The sequence below is a fragment of the Nocardiopsis camelliae genome, from assembly GCF_028993595.1.
In the GTDB taxonomy this organism is placed as follows: Bacteria; Actinomycetota; Actinomycetes; order Streptosporangiales; family Streptosporangiaceae; genus Nocardiopsis; species Nocardiopsis dassonvillei.
The window spans coordinates 4,202,107-4,226,700 of the sequence record NZ_CP118614.1; the positions used below are offsets into that span (position 1 = coordinate 4,202,107).

The 24,594-nt window shown below is 69.5% G+C and carries 9 protein-coding genes; 5 read left to right on the plus strand and 4 right to left on the minus strand.

Features of this window, described 5'->3' with window-relative positions:
* Nucleotides 1–54 precede the first annotated feature (54 nt).
* The 3 genes from PV789_RS18375 to PV789_RS18385 form a co-directional block, all read right to left on the minus strand.
* On the minus strand, nt 55–4,191 hold the full coding sequence (locus PV789_RS18375; RefSeq protein ID WP_274973796.1) for an Eco57I restriction-modification methylase domain-containing protein: 4,137 nt from the start codon (nt 4,189–4,191) through the stop codon (nt 55–57).
* On the minus strand, nt 4,191–7,223 hold the full coding sequence (locus PV789_RS18380; protein ID WP_274973797.1) for a DEAD/DEAH box helicase: 3,033 nt from the start codon (nt 7,221–7,223) through the stop codon (nt 4,191–4,193). The genes PV789_RS18375 and PV789_RS18380 overlap by 1 nt, the downstream gene beginning before the upstream one ends.
* Before the next feature lie 130 nt (nt 7,224–7,353).
* Nucleotides 7,354–13,614, minus strand: a complete 6,261-nt coding sequence (locus PV789_RS18385; protein WP_274973798.1) for a protein kinase domain-containing protein — start codon at nt 13,612–13,614, stop codon at nt 7,354–7,356.
* 523 nt (nt 13,615–14,137) lie between these two features.
* Between PV789_RS18385 and PV789_RS18390 the strand changes: the two genes are divergently transcribed.
* The 4 genes from PV789_RS18390 (at nt 14,138) to PV789_RS18405 (ending at nt 21,791) form a co-directional block, all read left to right on the plus strand.
* Nucleotides 14,138–15,823, plus strand: a complete 1,686-nt coding sequence (locus tag PV789_RS18390; RefSeq protein WP_274973799.1) for an N-6 DNA methylase — start codon at nt 14,138–14,140, stop codon at nt 15,821–15,823.
* A 319-nt stretch (nt 15,824–16,142) separates the two neighbouring features.
* Entirely contained in the window at nt 16,143–17,075 is a 933-nt protein-coding gene (locus tag PV789_RS18395) for a serine/threonine-protein kinase (protein WP_274973800.1), read from the plus strand.
* A 291-nt stretch (nt 17,076–17,366) separates the two neighbouring features.
* Entirely contained in the window at nt 17,367–19,475 is a 2,109-nt protein-coding gene (locus tag PV789_RS18400; protein WP_274973801.1) for a UvrD-helicase domain-containing protein, read from the plus strand.
* A gap of 42 nt (nt 19,476–19,517) precedes the next feature.
* The gene (locus tag PV789_RS18405) at nt 19,518–21,791 is read left to right on the plus strand and encodes a GmrSD restriction endonuclease domain-containing protein (RefSeq protein ID WP_274973802.1); all 2,274 of its coding nucleotides are present in this window, start codon (nt 19,518–19,520) and stop codon (nt 21,789–21,791) included.
* Between the two features lie 167 nt (nt 21,792–21,958).
* Here PV789_RS18405 and PV789_RS18410 read toward each other — a convergent pair whose 3' ends face one another.
* The gene (locus tag PV789_RS18410; protein ID WP_274973803.1) at nt 21,959–23,503 is read right to left on the minus strand and encodes a DUF4241 domain-containing protein; all 1,545 of its coding nucleotides are present in this window, start codon (nt 23,501–23,503) and stop codon (nt 21,959–21,961) included.
* Nucleotides 23,504–23,665: 162 nt separating this feature from the next.
* Between PV789_RS18410 and PV789_RS18415 the strand changes: the two genes are divergently transcribed.
* A complete protein-coding gene (locus PV789_RS18415; protein ID WP_274973804.1) occupies nt 23,666–24,535 on the plus strand; it encodes an alpha/beta hydrolase in 870 nt (289 codons plus the stop codon).
* The last annotated feature ends 59 nt before the right edge of the window (nt 24,536–24,594 follow it).

Consider the following 24,594-nt stretch of genomic DNA (forward strand, 5'->3'; position numbering starts at 1 on the left):
CACGTTCGGCCCCGCCTGCCGTGAGCCAGCAGGCGGGGCCGAACGCTTTACGGATCAGGCGGGGGCGTGCCGGGGACCGTGACCAGGCGGCGGGGTGAGGGTGGACGTGAAGTTCTCGCCATCGATCAGCGGAGTGTCGAGCGAGACACCGGCCTTGGCCATCCGGTCGTAGATCTCCAGGATGAGATCCTTAGTCCGGTAGGTGCCGTACGCCGATTCGTCCTTCCGCTTCACAATGGGGAAGGTCTCCATGATGTAGTCCACGTCATCACGGTTGATCCCGTAGAGGCGGAAGAGCAACGCGTCCAACTCCGCCCGCATGATGGCACGGCGTTCCTCGTCCCACCGGAACGGAGGCCCATCAAACCCCAATTCACAAGCAAAGGATTTCAAGTCGTTAGCCGTATAGACCAACTCCATGACCCTGCCAATGAACCACTCTTCAATCTCTTCACCGACATCGCCCACGCGGGGCACAGGAAGTTGGTATACATAACCATACGTAAGATGAGTTCCAGCCATCTTCTGGCGAACAATGTAATCAAATACAAAAGAGGACCAGAAAGCCTGCAAAAGCGCACCTGATCGGGGATTGGCGGGAAGAGCGATAGGGCTTGTATGACCAGCGGCGTAAGCGGGGAAAACTGAGTTGATCATGGTGCGCTCATCGGAAGCCCGGGCGATATCCCTCCACCCCAACAACCAACCGCGATCCCACTCCCTCTCCACCAGACGCGTCGCAACACCCGCGTAGTAGGTTGGGTTTCCCTTGCTGTCCTTCTTCCCGGTGGGCACATCGAACTCGGGCACCCAGTACCTGGGCATGGCGACGCAGCCGGGGTCGTCGTGCTGCTCCGATGTAAGCCGGGGCAGGGTTCCCACATTGGCCTGCGCTTGGGTCTGACCTTCGTAGGTACCCAGGCGGTGGTCGAAGTGGTGCAGCATCTTCGCCTCCTGGAGCGGCAGCATGCGCTTGCCTCCACGCACGAAGACGTTGCCCTCCAACTCCCACCCTTCGGTTTCCAGTTCCTCGGCTGACCTGAAGAGATGGGAATCGTTGGCCATATGAAACATGGTCATGAAAGAAATATCCCAAGGGTTCCCCTTGGGGTCGCCCTCCCTGATGAGTACCGGAACGCTCCGATATACCCCCAAAGTGATCTCGGCGTCCCGGCGGGACCGGAACACCGGCAGCGTTCCGGTATTCGGGTTGACCAGCATGATTTCTTCGGGCGGCATCGCGAAGCGACGCGAGGGCAGGTCCTCCATGTAACGGGTACTGAAAGCGAACTCGGCGTTGTCCACCCGCGTCCCACGCCCCGTGGCGACGATAAGGCAGAACCGGACACGATGGTCAACGGCCCGGCTGAGCAGGAACGCCTCGTTCTCGAAGTCGAGGAACGATGCGAGCCTCCCAGCCCGGACCAGCGACGAGAAGAACGGGGCGGTGGTGGCGTCCGTGGCGATCCCCGTGGGCAGTACCAGGCCGAAGAAGCCCTGACGATCGCTGAGCAGACTCGCCGTCTCAGCGAAGAGGGAGTAGGTGTTGATATCCCCCTTGCCGGTCAGCGGGAACTTGCCGCTGACGCGCAGGAAGTGGCTCTCCCCTTCAGCGACGCGCTTGGCAGCCGAGAATTCCCAGTACAGAGGCGCTTTGTCCTCATCGTCCCTGAGGTCCTCGATCAGCTTCTTGCGAACCGAGGCGTTCTTGGCATGAGCGATCTCCTCATCGCGCTGGGCGAAGAACTCCTGTTCCTGGAGCTTGATCCGCTCCCAGGGCGGGTTTCCCATGACGCAGGAGAAACCGCCTATCCAACCGGTGGCCTCGTCCACTCCCGTGTCGCTGGCCAAGGCCGAGAAGACGTCCGGGAACTCCAGGTGCCAGTGGAAGAACCGGTACTGGTCCCGCAGCCGTTCGATCTCCTCGATCGTGGTGTACGGCGCTCCCCTCCCCTGCCCGGCGTTGGACAGTTTCTGGAAGACCTCCTGGGTCACCGCACGCGGAGCGTCCGGCGTCTTCCTCCACACGAACGCCGCGCACCAGGCGTCCGCGGCCCGCCGGTCTCGGACATAGTCCTCGGAGTTCTCCAACTCACGGTAGGCGGCCTCCTGACGCCGGACCTCCTCCAAGGAGTCCGCTCGGGCATCGGTGATCTGCCGGAACTTCCGAGCGAAGGCAGTGTTGTCGACCTTCACCGCCACATCAGTGATATCCAGGACGCTGAGCTGACCGCCGCGCTCCTCCTTATTGGTCCTGGCCAGGAAGCGCGCGTACTTCTTGTCATCGCCCTCGATCGGTTTGAACGCCTCGTCGGGGATGCTGCCGTCCTGATCCTGCAAACTAGGGTGTCCGCCCTTGAGCAGAGACGGGGTCGCACCGATCAGCGCGTTGCCGTGCTTGACGTGCGCATCAAGGAAGTTCAACGGCTTCCCCGGCTCCAGCGCTTCCAACCACAGCGACACCTTGGCCAGCTCCACCGCCATCGGGTTGAGGTCCACCCCGTAGATACACCGGGCAACGACCTCGTGCATGGCGCTGCGTACCGCGTCCACGGTCGGTTCCGGGTTACCCTCGCGCACGGCCGCGACCTGCTTGGCGATACGCCGAGCAGCAGCCACGAGGAAGTGCCCCGACCCGCACGCCGGGTCGCACACGGTCAGATTCAGCAGCTCGGCCGTGACCGCCTCTGTCGGATCAGGCTCCCCGGCCTTCGACGCCTTCTCATGGCCCCGCTTGAAAGCATCGTCAATCACCGGGTCCAGCGCCGAATCGAGCAGCGTCTCGATCAGCGAGGACGGCGTGTAGTACGACCCCGTCGTCTTGCGGTCGTTGCCGCCGACCTCAACCAGCTGGAACGAGCGGTCGGCGTCGCTGTGCTTGGGCACCAGCTCCAACAGGGACTCGTAGATCGACCCCAGCTCTTCAGCGTCCAGGTTGCGGTAGTCCACCGCACGCCACCGCTTGGAGGCGCTGTCCCTGACCTGGGCCAGGTGGCGGACCGCGCCCAGCAGCGACTCGTTGGACAGCTTCAGCCCGCGCAGCGGCTCGTCCGCCTCGACGCCGGTGAACAGGCCGCCCAGCGCTGGGATCCCCAGCTCAGGACGCCCGTTCACCTCTCCCAACGCGTCCAGCACGATCCGCAGCGCCTCGTACTGGTCCCCGTGCGCGGTTCCCCTGCGCCTGCGGGCGTGACGGCGCAGCCGCGCCGATGAGAAGTACTTCGCGTACCGCTCCCTCGTCCGCTCGTCGGCCGTCGGCGGGTGCAGGGCTCCCCGGTCCTCGGCGACGAACAGGAACAGCATCCGGTAGACCAGCCGCAGCAGCGCCCCGTGGAACGCCTTCACGTCCAGGTCCTTGCGCAGGTCGGCGTTGGCGGGGTGGCGTAGGAAGCCGGTGCCCAGAACCGTGATGGCCTCGCGGACGTTCCCGCTCAGCTGCTCCAGCGCACGGGTTCCGGAGGTGATCGCGTCGGCACGCCACTTCTCCAGCCAGCACGCGGACGGCGCCTCGTCCGGCTCGACCTCGAACCGGGAGGCGTGCAGCAGCCGGTACAGCAGCACGAACTCGCTGAACAGCTCACCGTCGAAGATCGCCTCAAGGTCGAACTCCACGTACGCCGCCGTGGCCAGCGCGCTGGAGTCGCGCAGCAACCGCACCTGGCGCCCGTTGGTCACCACCGCCCACAGGTGCGCCGAGGTGCTGTTGAGCATCTCCTGGACGAACGACTGCGGCGGTACGGTCCCCGCCCCGCCCGGACGCCGGTCCAGTTCGTGGTGCCAGGACACCACGTGGACCGGCACGTGCTGCCACAGGTGGGAGACCGTGAAGACCTTCTTCCCGTCGTCGCTCCCGATCCCCTCCCCCGGTCCGGCCGGGAGACGGCCGAAGCCGAGTTCGTTGAACAGCGGCTCCGCCCACCGCGAACGGGACGCCTGGACGGAGTCGACGGCGGGGGTTCCGTCGTTCCCGGTGGGCAACTGCCCGCGCAGCTCCCTCCACACGCCCTTGAGGTAGTCCCAGCGGCGTTCTGCCTCGTCACTGACCGACCCGGTTCCGAAGACCCCGTAGTCGGCGGGTTTGGACCCGGGCACGTCCCTGCCCTCGGCGATGCGGGCCAGCATGTCGGTGGGCAGCAGGCCGCCCACCGTGTGGACGGCGCTCAGCACCTGGTTGCGTGCGATGGCGGACATCAGGCGGTTCCTCCGGCGGGGGCGGCCGCGGACGCGTCGGAGGCGGAGGCGGCGGGGTTGGCGACGGGCAGGTAGACGTAGGCGCCGAGGATGTCGGCGGGCTCCTGGGGTTCGACCTTCAGACCACGGCGGATCTCACCGGAGGCGCCGCGCACGCGGCGGTGGGAGTCGGCGAGTTCCTCGGCCAGTTCGCGGCCGTGGGCAGCCAGGTGGTCGTTCAGCGCGGGCAGCCCCTCCAGGACCCGGGTCATGCGGCGCTGGGCGGACTCCGGCTCGGTGTTGGCGTCCGGCCGGGCCTCCAGCAGCGCGGCCGCCTCGGCCGGGCCCAACCACTCGGCGCGGTCGGGCGCTCCGCGGAAGGCCAGCAGCCGGGCGTCCTCGGCCACCAGCTGGCGGGTGCCGTGCCGGGAGGGCAGGGTCAGGTGGAAGCGGTAGCGCACCAGCAACAGGGTGGTGGCCTTGCCCACGGCCGCGGTCCGCACCACGCCGCAGCGGCGGGCGGGGCGCGGACCGGAGGTGTCGGGGTCCAGGGCGGCGTCCAGCACGTGGGAGGCCAGGGCGCCGACCACGGGGTCGGTGCGCACCAGGGCGGCCTCGCCCCGGGCGACGGCCGCGGTGTCGCGGAACGGGAAGGGTTTTCCGTCCTCCACGGCGGCCGATCCCAGGACCGGGGCGAAGGCGTCGCGCAGACCGACGGGGGTACCGGAGACGTCGGCGGTGAACCCGTCCGCGATGGGGCGCAGAACGGCCTCCATCTCCCTCAGCGAGGTCTGTGTGAACGCCCGGACCTCGCCGCCGCCGCCCAGGGCGTCGCGGACCGAGGCGACCTCACGGGCCACCTCCTCGGGGTGGATGGCGCGCTGGGCGTACTTGGATCGGGACAGCTTCTCGCGTTCGGCCGCCGACTTCCACCGGGCGTCCAGTTCGTCGGCCCGCACACCGACTTCGTCGGTGCCGAACAGCGCCTCCTGCTCGCCGGTGCGCGAGCGCATGAGCAGCCAGTCGACGATGGCGTCGGTGACGCCGGAGGAGGACTCGTCGGGCACGGACACGGCGATGCCCAGGTCCTTGCGGATCTGCCGGTACTTGCGGATCAGCACCTCCAGGACCTTGCCGTCGATGCCGTTGTCCTCGCCGTACAGGGTGACGACGCGGACCTCGTCGCGCTTTTGCCCGTACCGGTCGACGCGGCCCTCGCGCTGGTCGTGGCGGGTGGGGTTCCACGCCAGGTCGTAGTGGACGACGGCGTCGAAGTAGTGCTGGAGGTTGACACCCTCGGACAGGCAGTCGGTGGCCACCAGCACCCGGCGGGTCCCGGGCCCCGGCGCCTCCTCTCCCCCGGCCTCGCGGGCGGTCTCGGCCGCGGCCTCCTCAGCGAACTCCTCGATGCGCTGCACGCGCTGCTGCGGGGACAGGGCGCCGGTGACCGCCCTGACGGTGGTCCTCCAACCGCCCTTGCCGCCCTTGTTGAGCAGGTTCTTTCCGCTCCGGCCCTCCTCGGCGAACTCGCCGGACAGGTACTCGGCCACGTACTCGGCGGTGTCGATGTAGTGGCAGAACACGATGGGGTCGTAGCCTTCGGCCAGCAGGCCCTTGAGGTGTGTGACCAGGGCCTTGAGCTTGGTGTCCTTGACCGGACCCTCCAGCTCACGGGCCCGCTCGGCCAGGCGCAGCAGCGGGTGCCCGTCGCGCTCCTCGTCGGCCTTGGCGCCGGGGGCGGTGTCGATGCCCTCCAGCTGGTCGGAGTCGACGGCGTCGCGGGCCAGCGGCGCACCCAGTTCGTCGGCCTCCTCGGCGGACCTGGCCAGGGCGGTGGCCGAGCGGGTGGTGAGGGTCTTGGCGGCGGCGCGCGGCGAGGAGACCAGGGAGCGCAGCATGGCGATCGCCGACCACCAGGCCACCCGGTGCTCGCGCCCGCCGGGGGCGCCCGCCTGCTCCACGCGCTCTCCCGCGTAGGCGATGGCGTCGTCGAGCAGGGAGCGGTACTCGGGGGTGAGCTTGTACTTCTCGTCGCGGAAGAGACGGTCGGAGGGGAAGGCGGTGCGCTCCGCGAGGGAGTCGTCGGCCAGCCCGTCCTCGCTGGTCAGGTACTGGCGCACGTCGGCGCGCTTGCGCTGCACGAAGTGGCGGGCCAGCAGTTCGCGCCCGACCCTCGTGTCGAAGTCGGCGGTGGCCAGTTCGGGGTTGACCAGGCCCAGCAGGTTGCGGAAGGCCGACTCCTTGCCGCTGTGCGGGGTGGCGGTGACCAGCAGCAGGTGGCGTTCGGTGTCCTTGGCGACCTTCTGGAGCAGTTCGTAGCGCAGCTGGCTCTGGTGGTTCCTGGCCTCGTCCGCGGACACGCAGGTGTGCGCCTCGTCGACGATGACCAGGTCCGGGCAGTGGCGGACGAAGTCGTCGCGGTGGCGGGTGGACTTGATGAAGTCGGTGGAGACGATGACGTGCTTGTGCTTGTCGAACAGCGACTGGCCCAGGTCCAGGCCGCGCTCCAGGCGGGAGACGGTGGAGGCCAGCACCAGTTCGGCGTCGATGTTGAACTTGGTGCGCAGTTCCTCCTGCCACTGCTCGGCCAGCGCCGGGGAGCACAGGACCGCCAGGCCGGTGGCGTCGCCCTGGGCGAGGAGTTCGGAGGCGACCAGCCCGGCCTCGACGGTCTTGCCGATGCCGACGTCGTCGCTGATGAGCATGCGCACGGTGGGCTGGCGCAGCGCCATGAGCAGCGGCACGAGCTGGTAGGCGCGCGGCTGCACGGCGATCCCGGCCAGGGAGCGGAAGGGGCCCGCACCGGCGCGGAAGCCGATGCGCAGGGCCGAGCGCAGCAGTCCGGCGGCCTCGGCGTTGCCCAGGTCGGTGGGGTCGGGCGGGTCGAAGGTGGCCGCGCGGACCTCCTCGAAGCCGGGGAAGAGGGCGGCCACGTCGTCGTCGCTGCCGCCCAGGGGGCGCAGCACCAGCATGTCGTCGGCGCTCTCGGGGAGCACCACCCATTCGCGGCCCCGGGCCGAGACCAGGGAACCGGGGGCGTACGCGGTGGTCATGTGGAGGAGTTCCTCATGTCGTGTCGTGGGGGGCGGTGAGAAGCTTGTCGCGGTCTTGCTTCGATGATCCCGCTCCCAGTGTCACCGTCGGCAGGCGGGAGCGGCACCGGGGGGCGGGATCACCGGGGGGTCAGCGGCGGGATCCGGGGCCGAACCAGGAGGGGTACGCGGACAACAGCGTCGTCCAGTCCGCGTCGTAGCGGAACCGCACGACCTCCCATCCGGCGTCGTCCAACCGCTCCTCCGCCTCCGCGTCGCGCTCGGACACGCGAGCGTGGTCATGGACCGGTCCGTCCACGAAGACGGCGATCTGCACGCCGGGAAGCCGGTAGACGAAGTCGGGCCTGGCGGCGGCTTCGGGGATGTAGGCCTGGGCCTCGTCGGGCAGACGGTAGCCGTTGTCCTTGAGGAAGGTGGCGAACTCCTGTTCCAGGCTGGATTCGGTCTGGGCTTTCAACACCTTCATCTGCTCGGTGCGGGACACGCTCTGTCCCGTCGGCGTGGTCACCGATTCCGCCAGGGCGATCAGGAGACCGCGCACGGCACGGCGGTCGATCTTGCGGTGGTGGCGCTGGTTGCCGTAGGTGAGCAGGCAGTCGTAGCAACCGCGCACACACACCTCTGCCCGGTCGGGGACGACGTCCTGGCCCGTGGCGGGATCCATGTGGCAGATCTCCATGGCCCTGACCACCGCGCGCGCGAGGGCGTCCCGGTCCTCCTGCAACAACCGGAGCACACCGGCGCCGCCCTCGGCGGCCTCGGTGAAGAGCATCCGGTCGCGTTGGCCCTCCTCCGGTGGGAGCAGCTCACTGTCGAGTTCGTTGTCCTCAAGCTGGAACTCGGCCTCCATACCGCGTTCCAGTGCGTACATCAGCGTCAGGGCGTCGCCCTCGGGCAGGGCTTCGTCCAGGTGGAGAACGACGATGTTGCGGCGGTCCTCCACATAGGGGATCACCAGTTTCCTACGTCCCCGCTCCTCGCCGCCGTTCTCGATCAGGGGCAGTTCGGAGGAGTCTCCGCCCGCCTTGTCCGCGTCCTTCTTGTTCAGCCAGCGCCCGGTGTCGGGGTCCATCCAGAACCCGTCCGGCTCTTCGGGTTTGGCCCCGACCCTGCCCAGGTTGGTCCTGCGCACGGTCGCCGAGTCACCGTAGTGCAGTCGGGCCAGTCGTCGGCCGTCGGCGTCCACGACGGCGTCCTGCCTGCCCAGCCGCTCTCCGTGGTCACGGAAGCGGTAGGAGGTCACCACCCGAAAGCCTGACCGGCGCCGCTCCTCCTCGTCCGAGGAGATCTTGTCCCTTCGCTGGGTGTACACGGTGTGCAGGTGCAGGAGGCCCTGGTGGGACCCGCCCAGGGGCGCGTCGCACAGGTCGCACCTGTCGCTGAGTTTGTCGGGGTCGTGGTGGTAGCCGCATCGGGAGCACCGTGTGGCTCTCGTGGTCCGTACGTCGCCGGAGTCGCTGGGCGGCAACTGGGCACGGGTGACCTGGTAACGCGAGCCCTCGTGGTAGATGAGTGCGCCGGGCCCGAACTCCGCGATGGCCACGAACCGCGAGCGGTGCAGGTAGTCGCCGTCAGGCTCACGGCGGTTCGTGCCGCCGGGGATGTAGGCGGCGAGCGGCAGACGGGGGAACGAGTACCCCGGGAGGAAACCCTCACTGGCCAGGTAGCGGTAGGGGTTGAAGTCGCTCAGCAGGGACCGGCTGTCGTCGTTCTCGTTCTTGAGCAGTTTGAGCTGGGTCTCGGCCTCGTGGCGTCGTCGGGACGCGTTGTTGCGGTCCCTCTCGGAGAGGGTGTGGTCCAGGATCCGGCGGTGCTGTTCGGCGCGGTCGCTCAGCGCCGCCCGGTAGAGCTGGCGCCAGCGCTCGAAGGCCAGGTCGAAGTTCTCCGGGGCCCTGCGCACCCTGCGCTCCAGCCAGGAATCGTCCCACCACGGCATGTCGCGTACGAATTCGAGGACATCCGCCAGGACCTCGCGGGCGGCGGCGACGGCCCGCCGTTGGGCTCCCGCGTCGGCGATCTTCTCCTTGACGAGGGAGTCGATGTCCAGCGCGGGGTGGGGATCGCGCTGCTCCTCGTCATAGGCGATGTCGATGACCGAGGGGATGGCCTGCCCGAGTTTCTGGTGGGTCTCGGCGAGCCAGATCGCCTGGACGTGGGACGCCAACAGGTCCTGGTTGGTCAGGTCGAGCCGGGGCGCGCGGACGACTCCGGAGACCATGAGCTCCGACCTGCGGAAATAGTACTGGTCATGGCTGTTGCCGGTCGCGCAGTAGGTGGTCACCAGAGCGGGCTGCCCACTGCGCCCGGCCCGACCGCTGCGCTGGGTGTAGCTGGCGGGAGTGGGTGGAACGCTGCGCATCATCACCGCATTGAGATCGGCGATGTCCACGCCGAGCTCCATCGTCGGTGAGCAGTACAGGAGCCTGAGCTGAGCGTCAGAGAATGCCTTTTCCCGCTTCTTGCGGTTGTCGGGAGTCACCTGGGCGGTGTGCTCCCGGGCGACCAGGCCGCCGAGGGAGACCGCCGTCTCCTGGTACAGGTGGCGGAAGAAGGGGTTGACACGGGGTCCCTCGCCAGAGGCGTAGGTGCGGTCGAGGGGGTCCGCGGCTCCCTCCCTGCCGTCGCCCACCCTCCAGACCAGGCAGGCCGAGTCCACCCGGTAACCCGTCCATGCCTCGGAGGCGCGGCGTTGGAAGTTCGGCCCGCGCCGGGGCGGCATGACCTGTACTTCCGCGAGCTGTCCCCCCTTGACCAGGACCTTCGCCAGGCCGCTGATCACCGCCTCCTTGGCCTCAAGACCCAGCTCGGAACCCCGGAAGTGAACGCGTTCGAGGTACTTGCCGAACTTACCGCGTGGGGACAGGAACAAGCCGCTGCGGTCCCGCCCCGGGCGGGAGGCGCCCAGGTAGGCGGTGCCCACCTTGGGCTTGTCGTTCTCCGTCAGTCTCCACCGGTCGCTCAGCCGCTCCTCGCTGGCCCGGCGGAAGGAGTCGAAATCGTCCCGGAAGTACTGCACGTCGATGGCCAGGTGCCGACGCAGGTGATCCAACAGGGCCCGCATCATCTCCTCGCGCTGCTGCGGGTCGGCGCTGAGCAGCTCGGGCGAGGTGTCCCGCCACCGGTCCTCCTGCCGGGACAGCCAGTCCAGATCCTCGTAGTCGACGCGCAACAGGCCCGTCTGTTCGAGGTTGGGCATGGTGACCCGCCACCCGCGTTCGAGGTCGCGGTAGAGGCGAAAGGCCACGACGTCGCGCAGTGCGTTGGCGGCGCGACGAAGCAGACTCGGGGACTGGTCCGGGTTGTCGGTGTAGTCGGCGGGGTCCAGGGCCAGTGCTTCCACCACGCGGGCGGCGAGCCACTCGTGCTTGAGCCCGTCGCCGCCCGCGTCCACCAAAGCCTTGTACAGGGCTCCGCGCAACTCCGTCACCTGGACGAAGTCATTGAAATGCCCGGCCTGGAGGGAGGCGTCCTGACGGTTGTCGACGAAGGTGAGCAGTTTTCGCGCCCGATCGCGCAGCGCCTCGTCCGGCAGTTGCCTGAGCAGGCGCACGATGGTGCCCGAAATCAGGGAGGTGGCCGTGGAACGGCCCTCCTGGTCGAGGCTGGCCAGCTTCCCGAAGTCGGCCCCGCGCACCTTCTCATGGCTGACCTGGCAGTGCACACAGAACCGGAACGGCGCGGGGATGAAGGCCGCTGTCACGTCCCCTCTGCCCTCGACCCCCTGATGGTCGAGGGTGATACGACGGGGGACGCGGTCACGGAAGTTGGCACTCAGCACGTCCTGCCCTCCCGCGTCCTGTTCCAGCCACGTCTCGGGGACCAGACGCTTCTCGATCGCCTCCTGAACAGTCGCGGGCCAGGGAGCGTCGGTGCTGAGGTAGAGGTAACCCTCCGTCGCTCCTTCGACCGTCTCGATCGTCCCCTTGCGCTGGGTGTAGGTGACCTTCTGGTCCTTGTCCTCACGCCAGACCGTCATGTACTCCTGCCCGCAATCCCGGCAGAACGCCAGGGGAAGCAGGATCCTGTTCTCCGCACCAGGCCATTCGAGCTGGTAGTCGCGGGTGAAAGGCCGGGACTCCGGCGGGTCGAGGGTGGTGTAGACCGTGTCACCCTTGGACAGGAACTGGTGCAGGCGGAAGGCGAACATGGGGCGGCCGCTGACCGGGTGCCGTGCCTCCGCGCCCGCTTCCAGGACGCTGCGCACGGCCAGGGCGCACTGCTCCTCGGGGACCCGGGTGTCCTCACTATCTCCGCTGTCCTCCGACAGTTCCCGCGCGGCGGTCTCCAGGGTCGTGGGAGACCTGCGGACCAAGCGCCCCTGCTCGTCCTGGTCGAGGCCGAAGCGGGTCTCGATCCACCGGGCGAGCGGGTCCCGGTAGAGGTCGTCGTAGGCGCGTGGCGCGTCGGCCTGACGCAGGCGTTGCTCTGGTACGCGGTCGGGGGCCTCCATCGTGGCGCGGACCAGGGTCTCGGTGATGACGTCCGCGGCCCTGACCTCGGTGCCGAACAACTGGGACGCGACATCGGCGACCTTCTGCCTCTGCTGCTCGACCGTGCCCTCCGACGACATGGTCGCCGAGGTTCCGACGCACTGAACACGCGGTGCCTGGCATGCCTGCCTGACACGCCGGATGAGCATGGCCACGTCGGCGCCCTGGCGCCCACGGTAGGTGTGCAGTTCGTCGAAGACGAGGAAGTCCAGTCCCCGCGCCATGTCGATCAGGGCCCCGCGCTCATCGGGGCGGGTGAGCATCAGTTCCAGCATCACGTAGTTGGTGAGCAGGATGTCGGGAGGGTTCTTGCGGATGCGCTCCTTCTCCTTCAGGCTCTCCTGACCGGTGTACCGCTCGAAGGTGACCGGCTCGCGCCCCTCGCCGTAACCGTTGACGAGGTACTTGCCCAGTTCGTCGATCTGACTGTTGGCCAGGGCGTTCATCGGGTAGACGATGATCGCCCGAACACGCCTGGTCCTGACCCTGCCCTCAGCGTGTTCGCGCTCGCGCTCGCGCAGCACCCGGTCGACGGTGGGGATGATGTAGGCGAGCGACTTGCCAGAACCCGTGCCCGTCGTCAGCACGTAGGAGCGACCCGACCTCGCCACCTCGACAGCCTCCCGCTGGTGCAGGCGCAGACGCAGGGGCGGGCGATCGCAGACGGTGGACCCTTCCTTCTTCTCACCCTGGAAGATGTTGGCGCACTCCCGGTGCAGCATGCCGGCGTCCACCAGTTCCGAGATCTGCCCCCCGGAGGCGTAGGAGGGGTTGAGGGAGAGCCACGGAGCGGGCCACTGGGCTTTGGCCGCGAGGCTGTCCTGGACGAACTCCTCGATGCGCTCGTCACGGATGACGGTGCCGCTCTCGGTGAAGGCGCGGTACTCGTCGATGAGCTGCCCGTGCAGGCCGAAGACGTCCATGACGTTGGAGGTCGGAGGGCCGGGCGCCCACCCGGGGGCTCCTCGCTCCGAGGCCGCGGTTTCGGGCACCGGCATGGGAATCCGGTAGAGGGGGTTGAGCGCCTCCCAGCCCGGGAGCACGTCGTCGCCCTCGGCCAGGGGCAGGAGGGTCTGACGCACCTCGGCACCATTGAGCGGACGGTTCTCGGGCTTCTTGTCCAGGAGCCGCTCGATGAGCCGCCCCAGCGGCCGGGGAATGTCGTCGCGGAAGAAACCCAGGATGGGAGGTTCGGCCTTACGGTGCTGCTCGGCGATCTCGAAGTCGCTGCCGCCGAAGGGCGGAACCCCTGTGAGCAACTCGAACAGGACGCAGCCGAGCGCGTACAGATCGGCGGCAGCGGTGACCTTGGCGGCCTCGAACTGCTCGGGCGCCATGTAGCGCACGGTACCGACCGTGCTGTTGGAGCTGGTGATCCGGCTGGTGTCCGAGTCGTCGACGATGCGGCCCATGCCGAAGTCGAGCACCTTGGCCTGTCCGCCACGCACCAGCATGATGTTCGCGGGCTTGAGGTCTCGGTGGATCACACCCGCGCTGTGAGCGGCATGCAGGGCATCGGCGACCTGGGCCCCGATCGCGGCCACCCAGGAGACGGGGAGCCGTTCGGCCTCTTTGATGAGCACGCTAAGGTCGTCGCCGTTGAGCAACTCCATGGCGATGTAGGGCAGGTAGCCGCCTTCGGAGGTGTCCACGTTGCCCGCGATCAGGCGGGGGATTCCGGGGTGGTCGAGCCTGCGCATGATCTCGGTTTCCCGGAGGAACCTGCGCGTCTTCTCCCGGTCGCGGTCGACATCGAGCCCGAAGCGGCTGCGCAGGATGAGTTTGAGGGCGAGCTCATGTCCGGGCGCCTCGATGTCCTCCGCCCGGTGGACCTCCCCCATGTTGCCGCGGCCGATGGGGCCCGTGATCCGGAACCGTCCCGCCACAATCTGCCGTTCCATCGCACTGCCCCCGCGCTCCGCTGTTCGCCGCCGTGCTCACCCGCGTGCCCCGCCCACATGGCGAAGCGCCACCACCGAGTACACAGGTGTCGCTTTATCACACATCCAAGCACTGTTTACAGAGCAAACATACAATCACGCGTGGACAATCGGCAACCCCGCCCACGACAGACAACGGCACCGGACGGCACGGCGGCCAGGGGGGAGACACACAGCCGAGGGCTTCTACAGCCTCCCTGAGAGAAGGACGCCCCGTCCAGGAAAACGGATGACATCGAAGGCCCGTTACGGACAGGACCGACGCTCCTTCCCTGCCACAGGCACTCCCACACGTGCCCTTGGTCCCGTGGCGTCAGCCTCCCTGACCACCGAGGCCCGCGGCCGCGAACACGGCTGGCCAGGCAGCGGAAAACGCACTCCGCACCCAAACGCCCACGGCGCGCACCGGCGGACACCGAACACCGTTAACGGGGCCAACAACCCCTACCCGGGGCCTGTGTACCGCCCCGTGTACTGTGACCACATGGATTCCCGCGAGCAGGCCCCCGCAGAGGAACAGCAGGTCACCGCCGCCGACATCGCGCGCCTGGCCGGTGTGACCCGGGCCGCCGTCTCCAACTGGCGGCGGCGCCACGAGGACTTCCCCGCCCCCAGCGGCGGCACCGCCTCCAGTCCCCTGTTCGAACTGGCCGGGGTCCGCGGCTGGCTCGAACGCCAGAACAAGGTGGCCGAGGAGTCCCCGGAGGTGCGGCTGTGGCGCGCCCTGCGCGGCGACTACCCCGGAAGGATGCTCCAGGGCCTCGCCGACACCGCCGAGTACCTACGGGACGGGCGGCCGGGAGCGCTCAGCGCGACCGCGAGGGAACTGGCGGACGCGCTGTCGGGCGAGACCTCGCCCGGCCAGGTCAGCGCGGCCCTGGCGGCACGGTTCCTCGACTCCGGGGAGAGGTCGGGGACCCCCTTCGCCTCCACCGCCAGGCTGGTACGCGCGGTCTCCTCCCTGACCTCGTGCGAGGCCGCCACCGTCTTCGACCCCGCCTGCGGCACCGGCGCACTGCTGCTGGCGGTGGGAGCTCCGGACGCCGGACGCACAGGCCAGGACGCGGATCCGGACGCGGCGCGCCTGTCACACGCACGGGCGGCCCTGGAACGGGGGAAACAGGCCGAGGTGCGCGTCGGCGACTCCCTGCGCTCGGACCGGTGGCCCGATCACCAGGCCGAACTGGTGGTGTGCGACCCACCGCCCGCCACGGCCGACTGGGGGCGCGAGGAACTGCTGATGGACCCCCGTTGGGAACTGGCCCTGCCGCCCAGGGCCGAGGGCGAACTGGCCTGGCTCCAGCACGCCTACGCCCACACCGCGCCCGGGGGACAGACCGCGGTGGTGCTCTCCACCTCCTGCGCCTACCGGCGCACCGGCAGGCGCATCCGCGCCGAACTCGTGCGCAGGGGCCTGCTCACCGATGTCGTGGCCCTGCCCGCGGGGCTGGCTGCCACGCATTCCCAGCCCGTCCATCTGTGGCTGTTGCGCCGCCCCCTGAAGGGGTCGGACAACGCATCCTCGGTGCGGATGTGGGACCTGACCTCGACGGCCCCGGACGGTCCGTGGGAGCTGACGGAGGAGACGGGTGCCGAGATCTCCCTGATCGACCTGCTCGACGAGGAGGTCAACCTGAACCCGGCGCGGCACGTGGGCCCCGATCTCAGCGAACTGCCCGAGGCCTTCGCGCGGACCCGAGCCGCACTGGAGCGCCTGGCCGAGGAGATGCGTGACGTCCTGCCCGCACTCGACGCCGGATCCGCGGAACCGATCGACGCCCGGGTGCGGGTCTCCGACCTTCTCGACGCGGGGATGGCGGAGGTGGACGGGGACACCCTGAGGTCGTCCAGTGAGCAGGTGGACACCGACTTCCTCAACGGGTTCCTGCGCAGCCCGTCCAACAACCGCCGCTCCACCAGCTCCAGCGGAACCTTCCGCACCGACGCACGTGCCGCGCGGGTGCCCAAGATGGGCGTGGGGGACCAGCGCCGCTACGGCGCGGCGTTCCGGGCCGTGGCCGGGTTCGAGCAACGGGCCAGGGAATTCGCCGCGCTCGCCGCCAAGGCCGCCGAACTCGCCCGGGAAGGGCTGACCAGCGGAGCGTTGAAACCCGAGACAACCGTGCCGGACGGCACGAGCGCCAGCGAGGCGGCCTCTCCGCACAGCTGACCCACGCCCCGCGCCCGCAACAATCCGACCGCGCACCGTCGGCGGACGCCGGGTTCAGGACACGTCTGCCCGGTCGGTGCCGGACCGGGCCCGCACCATTCCGGTGCGGACCACGGCCGCTTCCCTTCGGCACACACAACCTCCAACAGTTCCTGGCGCAGAGGGGAGCGGCACAAACACCCTGGGTTTCCTGGAGGATCTGCTCACCACCCGAGGGCTGAGCGCCGACCGTCTCCCGCCTCTGCCTCCGGATCGCCGCCCTGGAGCGGAGTGCGGTAGCGTCGGGCGAAAACCCCGGCGGGCGGGAGAGCTTGGAAGTATGACCGGCGCGGAACGCCTCCTGGACGGGCGCTACAGGCTGGGTCCGGCACCGCTCGCACGCGGCGGAATGGGCCAGGTCTGGGTGGGCCATGACACCCGCCTGGAGCGAGAGGTCGCGGTCAAGTTCCTCCACTTCCCCGACGGCGTCGAGGATGCCGACATGGTGCGCCGCTTCCGCCGGGAGGCGCGCATCACCGCCGGACTCCAGCACCCGGGGGTGCCCGCGGTGTTCGACACCGGCACCGAGGACGGACTGCCCTACCTGGTGATGCAGCGCGTCCACGGCATCGGCGTGCACGACCTGGTGGCCGAGCAGGAACGGCTCTCCGTGGGCTGGGCGGCGTGCGTGGCCGCGCAGGTGTGCTCGGTGCTCAGCGTCGCCCACCGGGCCCGCCTGGTGCACCGCGACCTCAAGCCCGCCAACCTGATCCTGGAGCCCGACGGCGGCGTCAAGGTGCTCGACTTCGGGCTGGCCGTGGCGCTGGGGCGTCCCGACATGTCGCAGATCACCCGGACCGGGCACACCCCCGGCACGCCCGCGTACATGGCTCCCGAGCAGCTGCTGGACGGGGAGAGCACGGCGCACAGCGACCTGTACGCGTTGGGGTGCGTGCTGTACGAGATGCTCACCGGACAGCGGCTCTTCTCCGCCTCCACCTCCTTCGGTCTGGCGTCCAAGCAGGTCAACGAAACGCCCCGCGACGTGCGATCGCTACGTCCGGACGTACCGCAGGAGGTCTGCGACGTCGTCACGGCGCTGCTGGAGAAGAAGCCGGAGGACCGTCCGCGCGACGCCACCGAGGTGTACGGGCGCCTGATCGGCTTCGTCACCGGCCTCGAACCGCTGCCCGGAGTCCTGCACCCGCCGTCGCTGCCCAGTCCACACCGGATGTACGGCACCGCGTTGGGACGCGTCTTCGGTCAGCCGTGACAACAGCTCTCCGATTCGGTGGGACCTGCCGATCCGTGTAACGACTGGACAACCGGAACTCGTGCCCACGCGTCTTCCGATACGGGGGAAACTAGCGTAGGAAGCGCACAGCCCCAGCCCCTCCGCCCGTCCCGAGGATGTGCCGCCCCCGTGCACCGTTCCACCGCGACGCCACCGCCCGCTGCGGGCCGGGTGTGTCGGATGTGTGTGCCCGCGAGGTCTCCAGCATCCTCGAAGGCGGGCTCGTGACCCTCCCCGACCACACCCCCTGACGATGCTAGGAAAGCAGCAGTGGCACGACTCGCCCTCCACCGGGACTTCCTGCAGGAGTTCGCCGGACTCGAGAAGCCGGTCCGCGAACGCGTGGGGGAGGTGTTCGGCAAGTTCGAGAACGCCACCCACGCGGGTCTGCACCTGGAGAAGATCACCGGAGCCCGCGACGACCGTTTCCGCACCATCCGCATCGACCAGTTCTGGCGCGGGGTGGTGCTGGCACCGGAGAAGGGCGACACCTACACCCTTCTGCGCGTCCTCGGCCATGACGAGGCCTATGACTGGGCCAAGCGCCGCAAGGCGTCGGTGAACATGGCCACGGGCGGCATCGAGATCCGCGACGTGGCGGCGCTCGACGCCAGCATCCCGCACATGAAGCGCATGGCCGCGTCCGTGCCCGAGCGCCTCTTCGACCACGTCGGGGACGCCGACCTGCGCCGCCTGGGCATCGACGAGCACACCCTGCCCCTGGCGCGCGTGCTCACGGCCCCCTTCCAGCTCGACGCCGCCCGGGGCCTGCTTCCGCCGGTGCAGTGGGACGTGCTGTACGGCCTGGCGGCGGGGATGTCCCCCGAGGAGGTGTGGGCGGAGCTGGGCTCGGCGATCTCCGAGGAGATCGACCCCGACGACCTGGACGCGGCGGTCCGGCGCAGCTCCGACCGGGTGCTCCTGGTCGAGGGCCCGGACGAGCTGATGGCCGCCCTGGAGCACCCGTTCGACCTGTGGCGGATCTACCTGCACCCGGCGCAGCGGGCTGTGGTGGAGGCCTCGCACCGCGGACCGGCCAGGGTCAGCGGCGGCCCGGGCACGGGCAAGACCGTGGTGGCCCTGCACCGGGCGCACCGGCTGGCCCGCGGCGGGGGCCGGGTGCTGCTGACCACCTTCACCTCCACTCTGGCCGACTCGCTGGAGGGCTCCCTGCGGCTGCTCGCGGAGACCGACGGTACGGGAGACGCACCGACCGTGCTGGAGCGGGTGCGGGTGGAGCACGTGGACCGTCTGGCCAACCGTGTCTTCCGGGAAGAGCACGGCCTGCCCGAACTGCTGAGTCCACAGCGGGAGCGGCGGTTGTGGGAACAGGTGCTCGACGGTCTGGGTCTGGACCTGCCGCCCGCCTTCCTGGCCGAGGAGTGGCGGCAGGTGGTGCTGGCCCGCCGGGTGGAGACGGCCTCGGAGTACCTGGCGGCCAAGCGCACCGGGCGGGGCCGCGGGCTCTCGGCGGCGAAGAAGGCCCAGGTGTGGCAGGCGGTACAGGCCTTCCGGGAGCAGTTGGCCGCCCAGGGCCTGTGGACCTACGAGACGGTCGTCGAGGAGGCGGCTCGGCTGCTGGAACAGCGCGTGGACAAGCCCTTCGACCACGTGGTGGTGGACGAGGCCCAGGACCTCTACCCGGGGCAGTGGCGCCTGCTGCGCGCCTCGGCGGCGGAGGGGTCCGACGACCTGTTCATCGCCGGCGACACCCACCAGCGCATCTACGGCCCGCAGGTCAGCCTCGCCGAGGTCGGCGTCAACGTACGTGGACGGTCATCGAAACTGCGCGTCAACTACCGCACCACGGCCCAGATCCTCGGCTGGAGCCTGGGATTGATGCACGGGCAGGCCGTGGACGACATGGACGGCGGTCTGGACTCGGTGGCCGGTTGCCGTTCGGAGATGCGCGGCGCCGACCCCGTCCTCTCCGGCTTCGCGACGTGGGAGCGGGAGCTCCAGCACGTGGTGGAGGCCGTGCGCTCCTGGACCGAGGCAGGGGTCCTGCCCTCGGAGATCGGGGTGGCCGCCCGCTCCAACCGAAGCGTGGAGCAGGCCGTGGCGGCCCTGGCCGAGGCCGGTGTCACGGCACGCGCGCTGTCCAAGAACAGCAAGGCGGGTGACGCGGTCGCCGTGGGCACCATGCACCGGATGAAGGGGCTGGAGTTCCGCTGCCTGTCGGTGGTGGGCGTGGGCGGCGACCAGCTTCCGCTCATCAAGCACGTGACACCCGCGGAGGAGGACCCCGGGGCGCACGCCCGCGACCTGCTCCGCGAGCGCAGTCTGCTGTTCGTGGCGTGCACGCGTGCCAGGGAGCAGCTGCACGTGAGCTGGCACGGGACGCCCAGCCCCTTCGTCGAGGCACTCCTCACCCCCTGATTCCCGTTCCCCAGACCCCAGAGACGAGAAAGACGACCCTCCATGGCGAAACTGTCCACGCTCCTCGACCAGATCGACAACGGGACGATCCTGCTTCCGGAGTTCCAGCGCGGCTACGTGTGGAACCGCGACCAGGTACGCGGGCTGATGCGCTCGGTCTACCTCGGCCATCCGGTGGGCAGCCTGCTGATGTGGGAGACCACCAACGCCGAGGAGGCGGTGCAGGGTGTGGTGAACGGCGCCGGGGCCCACCTGCTGCTGTTGGACGGCCAGCAGCGGATGACCACCCTGTACGGCGTGACCAGGGGCAAGGCGCCGGCGTTCTTCCAGGGCAACACGCAGGCGTTCACGGACCTGTACTTCAACCTGGAGAGCCAGGCGTTCGAGTTCTACATGCCGAACAAGATGAAGAACGATCCGCTGTGGGTGGACGTCACCGGGCTGTTCCAGCAGGGCCTGGTGCCCTATCTGACGCGCTTCACCAGTGATCCGGAGAAGGCCAACCGGTACCTTCCCCGACTCAACGCGTTGAGCCAGATCGTGGACCGGGACTTCCACTACGAGAGCATCACCGACGCCAACCAGACGATCGACGACGTGGTGGAGATCTTCAACCGCGTGAACTCGGGCGGCACCAAGCTGTCCAAGGGCGACCTGGCACTGGCCCGGAGGTGCGCGGTACAGCCCGGTATCCGCGCGACCATGCGCCAGAGCATCACGGACTGGGAGGAGGCGGGGTTCTCCTTCAGCATGGACTGGCTGCTGCGCAACGCCACGGCGGTGGCCACCGGACGCGCGCTGTTCACCTCGCTGGAGAACGTGGAGCCCGACCGGTTCGCCACGGCGCTGAAGAGCTCGGTCGACCACGTGGGCACCTTCCTGGACGCGGTGTCGGGGCGGCTCGGGCTGGACCACGACCGGGTGCTCATGGGCCGGTACGCGGCACCGGTGGTCTCTCGGCTGCTGGAGCTCAACGGCGGCAGGTTCAGTGACGCGGCGCACCGCGACAAGGTGCTCTACTGGTACGTGCACAGCGCTCTGTGGGGCCGCTACGCCGGTTCGACGGAGACCTTCCTCCAACTCGACTACGACGCGGTGAACGAGTCGGGCGTGGAGGGCCTGTTGCAGCGCATGTCCCGGTGGCGCGGCGGGAACCTGGACGTGCGCCCGCACGACTTCGAGGGCGCAACCCGGGGATCGCGGTTCTATCCCCTGCTGTACATGCTCACCCGCGTGCACGGCGCCCGTGACTTCGGCAGCGGCCTGGAGCTGAAGGCGGAGATGCTGGGCAAGCTGTCCTCCCTCCAGGTGCACCACGTATTCCCCAAGAAGGTGCTGCGGGAGGCCCGCTACGACAACCGGCAGGTCAACGCCATCGCCAACTTCTGCTTCCTGACGCAGGACACGAACCTGGAGATCTCCGCGCGCACTCCGGAGGAGTACTTCCCCGAGGTGGAGGAGCGCCACCCCGGAGCGTTGGCCTCGCAGTGGATCCCGATGGACCCGGACCTGTGGAAGGTGGAGAACTACTCCGACTTCCTGGCGGCGCGGCGGGAGCTGTTGGCCGGGGCGGCTCAGGACTTCCTGGCGGGGCTGGCCTCGGGCACGGCGACGGCCGGGCCGGACGCGGGTCCGCTGCGGCCCATGACGGTGCTCAGCGCCGAACCCGACGACGCGCGGTCGGTTCAGGTGCAGGAGATGGTGGACGAGCTGCGGCGCCTGGGGTTCGCGGAGCCGGAGCTGGACGCGGTGATCAGCGACCCCGAGCGGGGCAGGGTGATCGCCGAGGCGGAGGCGTTCTGGCCGGACGGTCTCCAGCACGGGGTCGGCAAACCCGCGGTACTGGAGCTGGACCCCGACCAGGCCGACCTGCCGAGGTTGCAGGAGCTCGGCTACGAGGTGTTCACGTCGGCGGAGGCGCTGTTGGGCTTCGTGGACCGGCTCGGACAGGACGCGGCTGGGGAGAGCGATGAGGAACCGGTGGAGGAGGTTCCCGCTTCCGACCCGGTGACCGCCGACTTCGGCCGGGCGATGCTGTCGGTCTACGAACGGGCCAAGACCGAGGCCGACTACACCGCGGCCTTCTTCCTGGGCATGCTCTCGGAACTGGGCCCGCTGGGCACCGCGCGCAAGCTGCTCAACGCCCCGGCGGTCTCGGACGGGTTCGCGAATCTGTGGGAGCGGGGGCGCCTGGACCTGACGGTGGAGGCGCTGGTGCTGCGCCCGGAGTTCTCGCTGCTGTTCACCGATGAGGAGCTGACCCGGGCCCGGGCCCGGCTGGAGCAGTTCGGGTACCGCTTCCTCGACGCGGTCTGAGCCGGTCGGCACCGCGTGGAGACGACGGGTGCGCCGGACGGGAGGTTCCGTCCGGCGCACCCGGTCGGTGCCCGTGCGCGGACCGTCGGCCCCGGTGAGGTCGCGGGAGACCGTAGCGGGCGGGGCGCGCCCGTGTCGGGGCACCTCCTCCTCGGTACTGACGGAGCTCACGGCGTGGTGGGTTCCCCGTCCGTGACCGGCTCGGCGCTCTCCAGGACGAGCATGTCGACCACCAGGGAGCGGACTCGGCCGTCCTCGGTGCGGCCGATCCAGACCGGATAGCTGCCGTCTCCCCAGCCGCTCGGGACGACGGTCAGGTCGCCTCCGGTCTTCGGGTCGGGGAGCCGCCGGGACCACGGGCTGGTGTCCCGCGCCTGCTGGACGGGGTCGTCGAGCGCCGCGAGGTCGGGGTCGGTGCTGTTGGCCACCGCGTGGGCCAGCCGGAGCAGATTGTGGTTACTCCGGTACTGGTCATAGCGCTCATCGTCGGGAGACAGGCCGATCGCCTCCATGAAGGCGTCGCGCACGGCGGGGCGGAACTCAGGCCGGGCGATCAGCGCACGCGCGGTCTCCTGCCACAGCCGCTCCCTGTCCCTGATCGCCTGGAGTTCCTCCTCGTGCAGCCCGTGGAAGATGCGCTCGTAGGCTCGGAAGTCGTCGAAGAGGCCGGTGAAGTAGGGCAGGCAGGCCGCGTCGGTGATACCGATCTGCCCACCGTCCACGCCGACGCCGTAGAAGTGGTCCTCGTCCAGGTCGTGCGGGTCCTGACCCGGACGCAGGGCCATCTCCCAGGAGGCGACCGGGAATGCTTCGAGGCTCCGGACGTCCACGCGCAGGGCCATGACGCACGTGGTCTCCTCGTCGCCGTCCTCCCCCAGGTGGAGCAGGGACAGGCGCGTCGGGTGCTCCCCCGGCGGGAGGGGCACGGTGAAGGCCTCGGTGTCCTTGGCGAAGGACAGGGAGCCGGGGTCGTAGACCATAACGCGCCCGGTGGGCAGGTTCACGGTGCCGATGTCGCGGACGGCCACCGTTCCCGTCCCGGGGTACCAGGAGCTCGTGAACCGGTTTCCGGGACGGAAGAGGTCGTCGACGCGCCGGGGTGCGAGGGGACGCGGCGGTGTCCAGGGGGCCGCCACGGGAGCGCCGCCCGGTTCCACCGCGGCCTCGCTGAGCCGGAGTTCCTCCTCGGCGAGGACGGGGTGCGCCCGTAGGAGGGCGACCCAGTCCCCGAACGGCGGGGCGGGCAGCGTGACCACGCGGGCCAGTTCCGGGTCCGGGGCGCGGTTGACCGACATCAGGCCGCCGCCGTGCTGCGTCTGGTACCGGTAGAGGCCGCGCTCGCGGTTGAGCGTCTCGACCTTGACGGTCCAGCCGTCGCGCCGGTCCGGCATCGCTCCCCGTGGGGGCTGGTTCCACTGGAAGCCGTGCGAGAGGAGGAGTTCTCCGTCTCCCTCCGCGCGGGTGTAGCGGTGGTGGGCGTGGCAGCGGCCCTCGGCGTCGAACAGCCAGATCCCGCAGTGCCGGTCGGCCCAGGAGATCTCCAGGAGGACGAGCGGTGCCGCGTCGGGGGTGCGGACCAGGACGGCGTACTGTTCACCGGCCCCGTCCCGGGCGCGTGCCGTCGCCGTGTCCAGGAGGCCGACCGGCGCGGTGGTGGCGGGGTCCCAGCCCTCGCAGTAGACGACTTCGAGCGGGGTGGGGGTGGTCGGCATGGGGGCGTTCCTCGTGTTCGGGGGATGTGCACGAAGAACGTAACGGACACGGATGACGTTCTCTGCACATCTCATCCGCACCTGAACCCGGGCCGATGGGTTCTGTCACTCCGGACGGTCACTATGGGCAGGAGACGACAGCGTTCTCGGAGAGGACACCTGATGACAGAGACGAAGACGCACACCCTGGACGTGCCGGGCGCCGTTCTGCGCTACGACGTTCGGAGCGGCTCGTCAGCCGGATCGCCCGTCCTGCTGCTGATCGGCTCTCCGATGGACGCCAGCGGGTTCACCACCCTGGCCCGGCACTTCACCGACCGCACGGTCGTGACCTACGATCCCCGCGGGGTCGGGCGCAGCGAGCGCGCCGACGGCGGAGCCGGGGGCACACCCGAGGAGCACGCGGACGACCTGCACCGGCTGGTCTCGGCCCTCGGCGCCGGGCCGGTGGACCTCTTCGCCAGCAGCGGCGGCGCCGTCAACGCCCTGGCCCTGGTGGCCCGGTATCCGGAGCAGGTACGCACTCTCGTAGCGCACGAACCGCCCGCCGTCCAGGTGCTGCCGGACCGGGAACAGGCGCTGGCCGCGAGCGTGGACATCCGCCGAACGTACGAACGCGACGGCCTGGGACCCGCGATGGCGAAGTTCCTCGCGCTCATCAACCACAAGGGGCCGATTCCGGGCGACTTCACCGACCGGCCCGCTCCGAACCCCGCCGATTTCGGACTGCCCGCCGAGGACGACGGTTCCCGCGACGACCCGATGCTCGGGCAGCTCATCCCGTGCACCCACTTCCAGCACGACGTCGACCGGCTGCGCGCGGCGTCGACGCGCATCGTCGTCGGCGCCGGGGCCGAGAGCGGGGGTGAGCTGTGCAACCGGGCGGCCGAGGCCGTGGCCGAACGGCTCGGAACGGCGGTCGTCACCTTCCCCAGCCACCACGGCGGTTTCCTCGGCGGCGAGTTCGGCATGAAGGGTGACCCCGACGCCTTCGCCGCCGTCCTGCGCCGTGTCCTGACGGAGGGCGCCTGAGGCCCGGCGCCGGATCCGGTCCGGCGCGGGGCGGGGCGGCGTCGGGCCGTGCGGCGCGG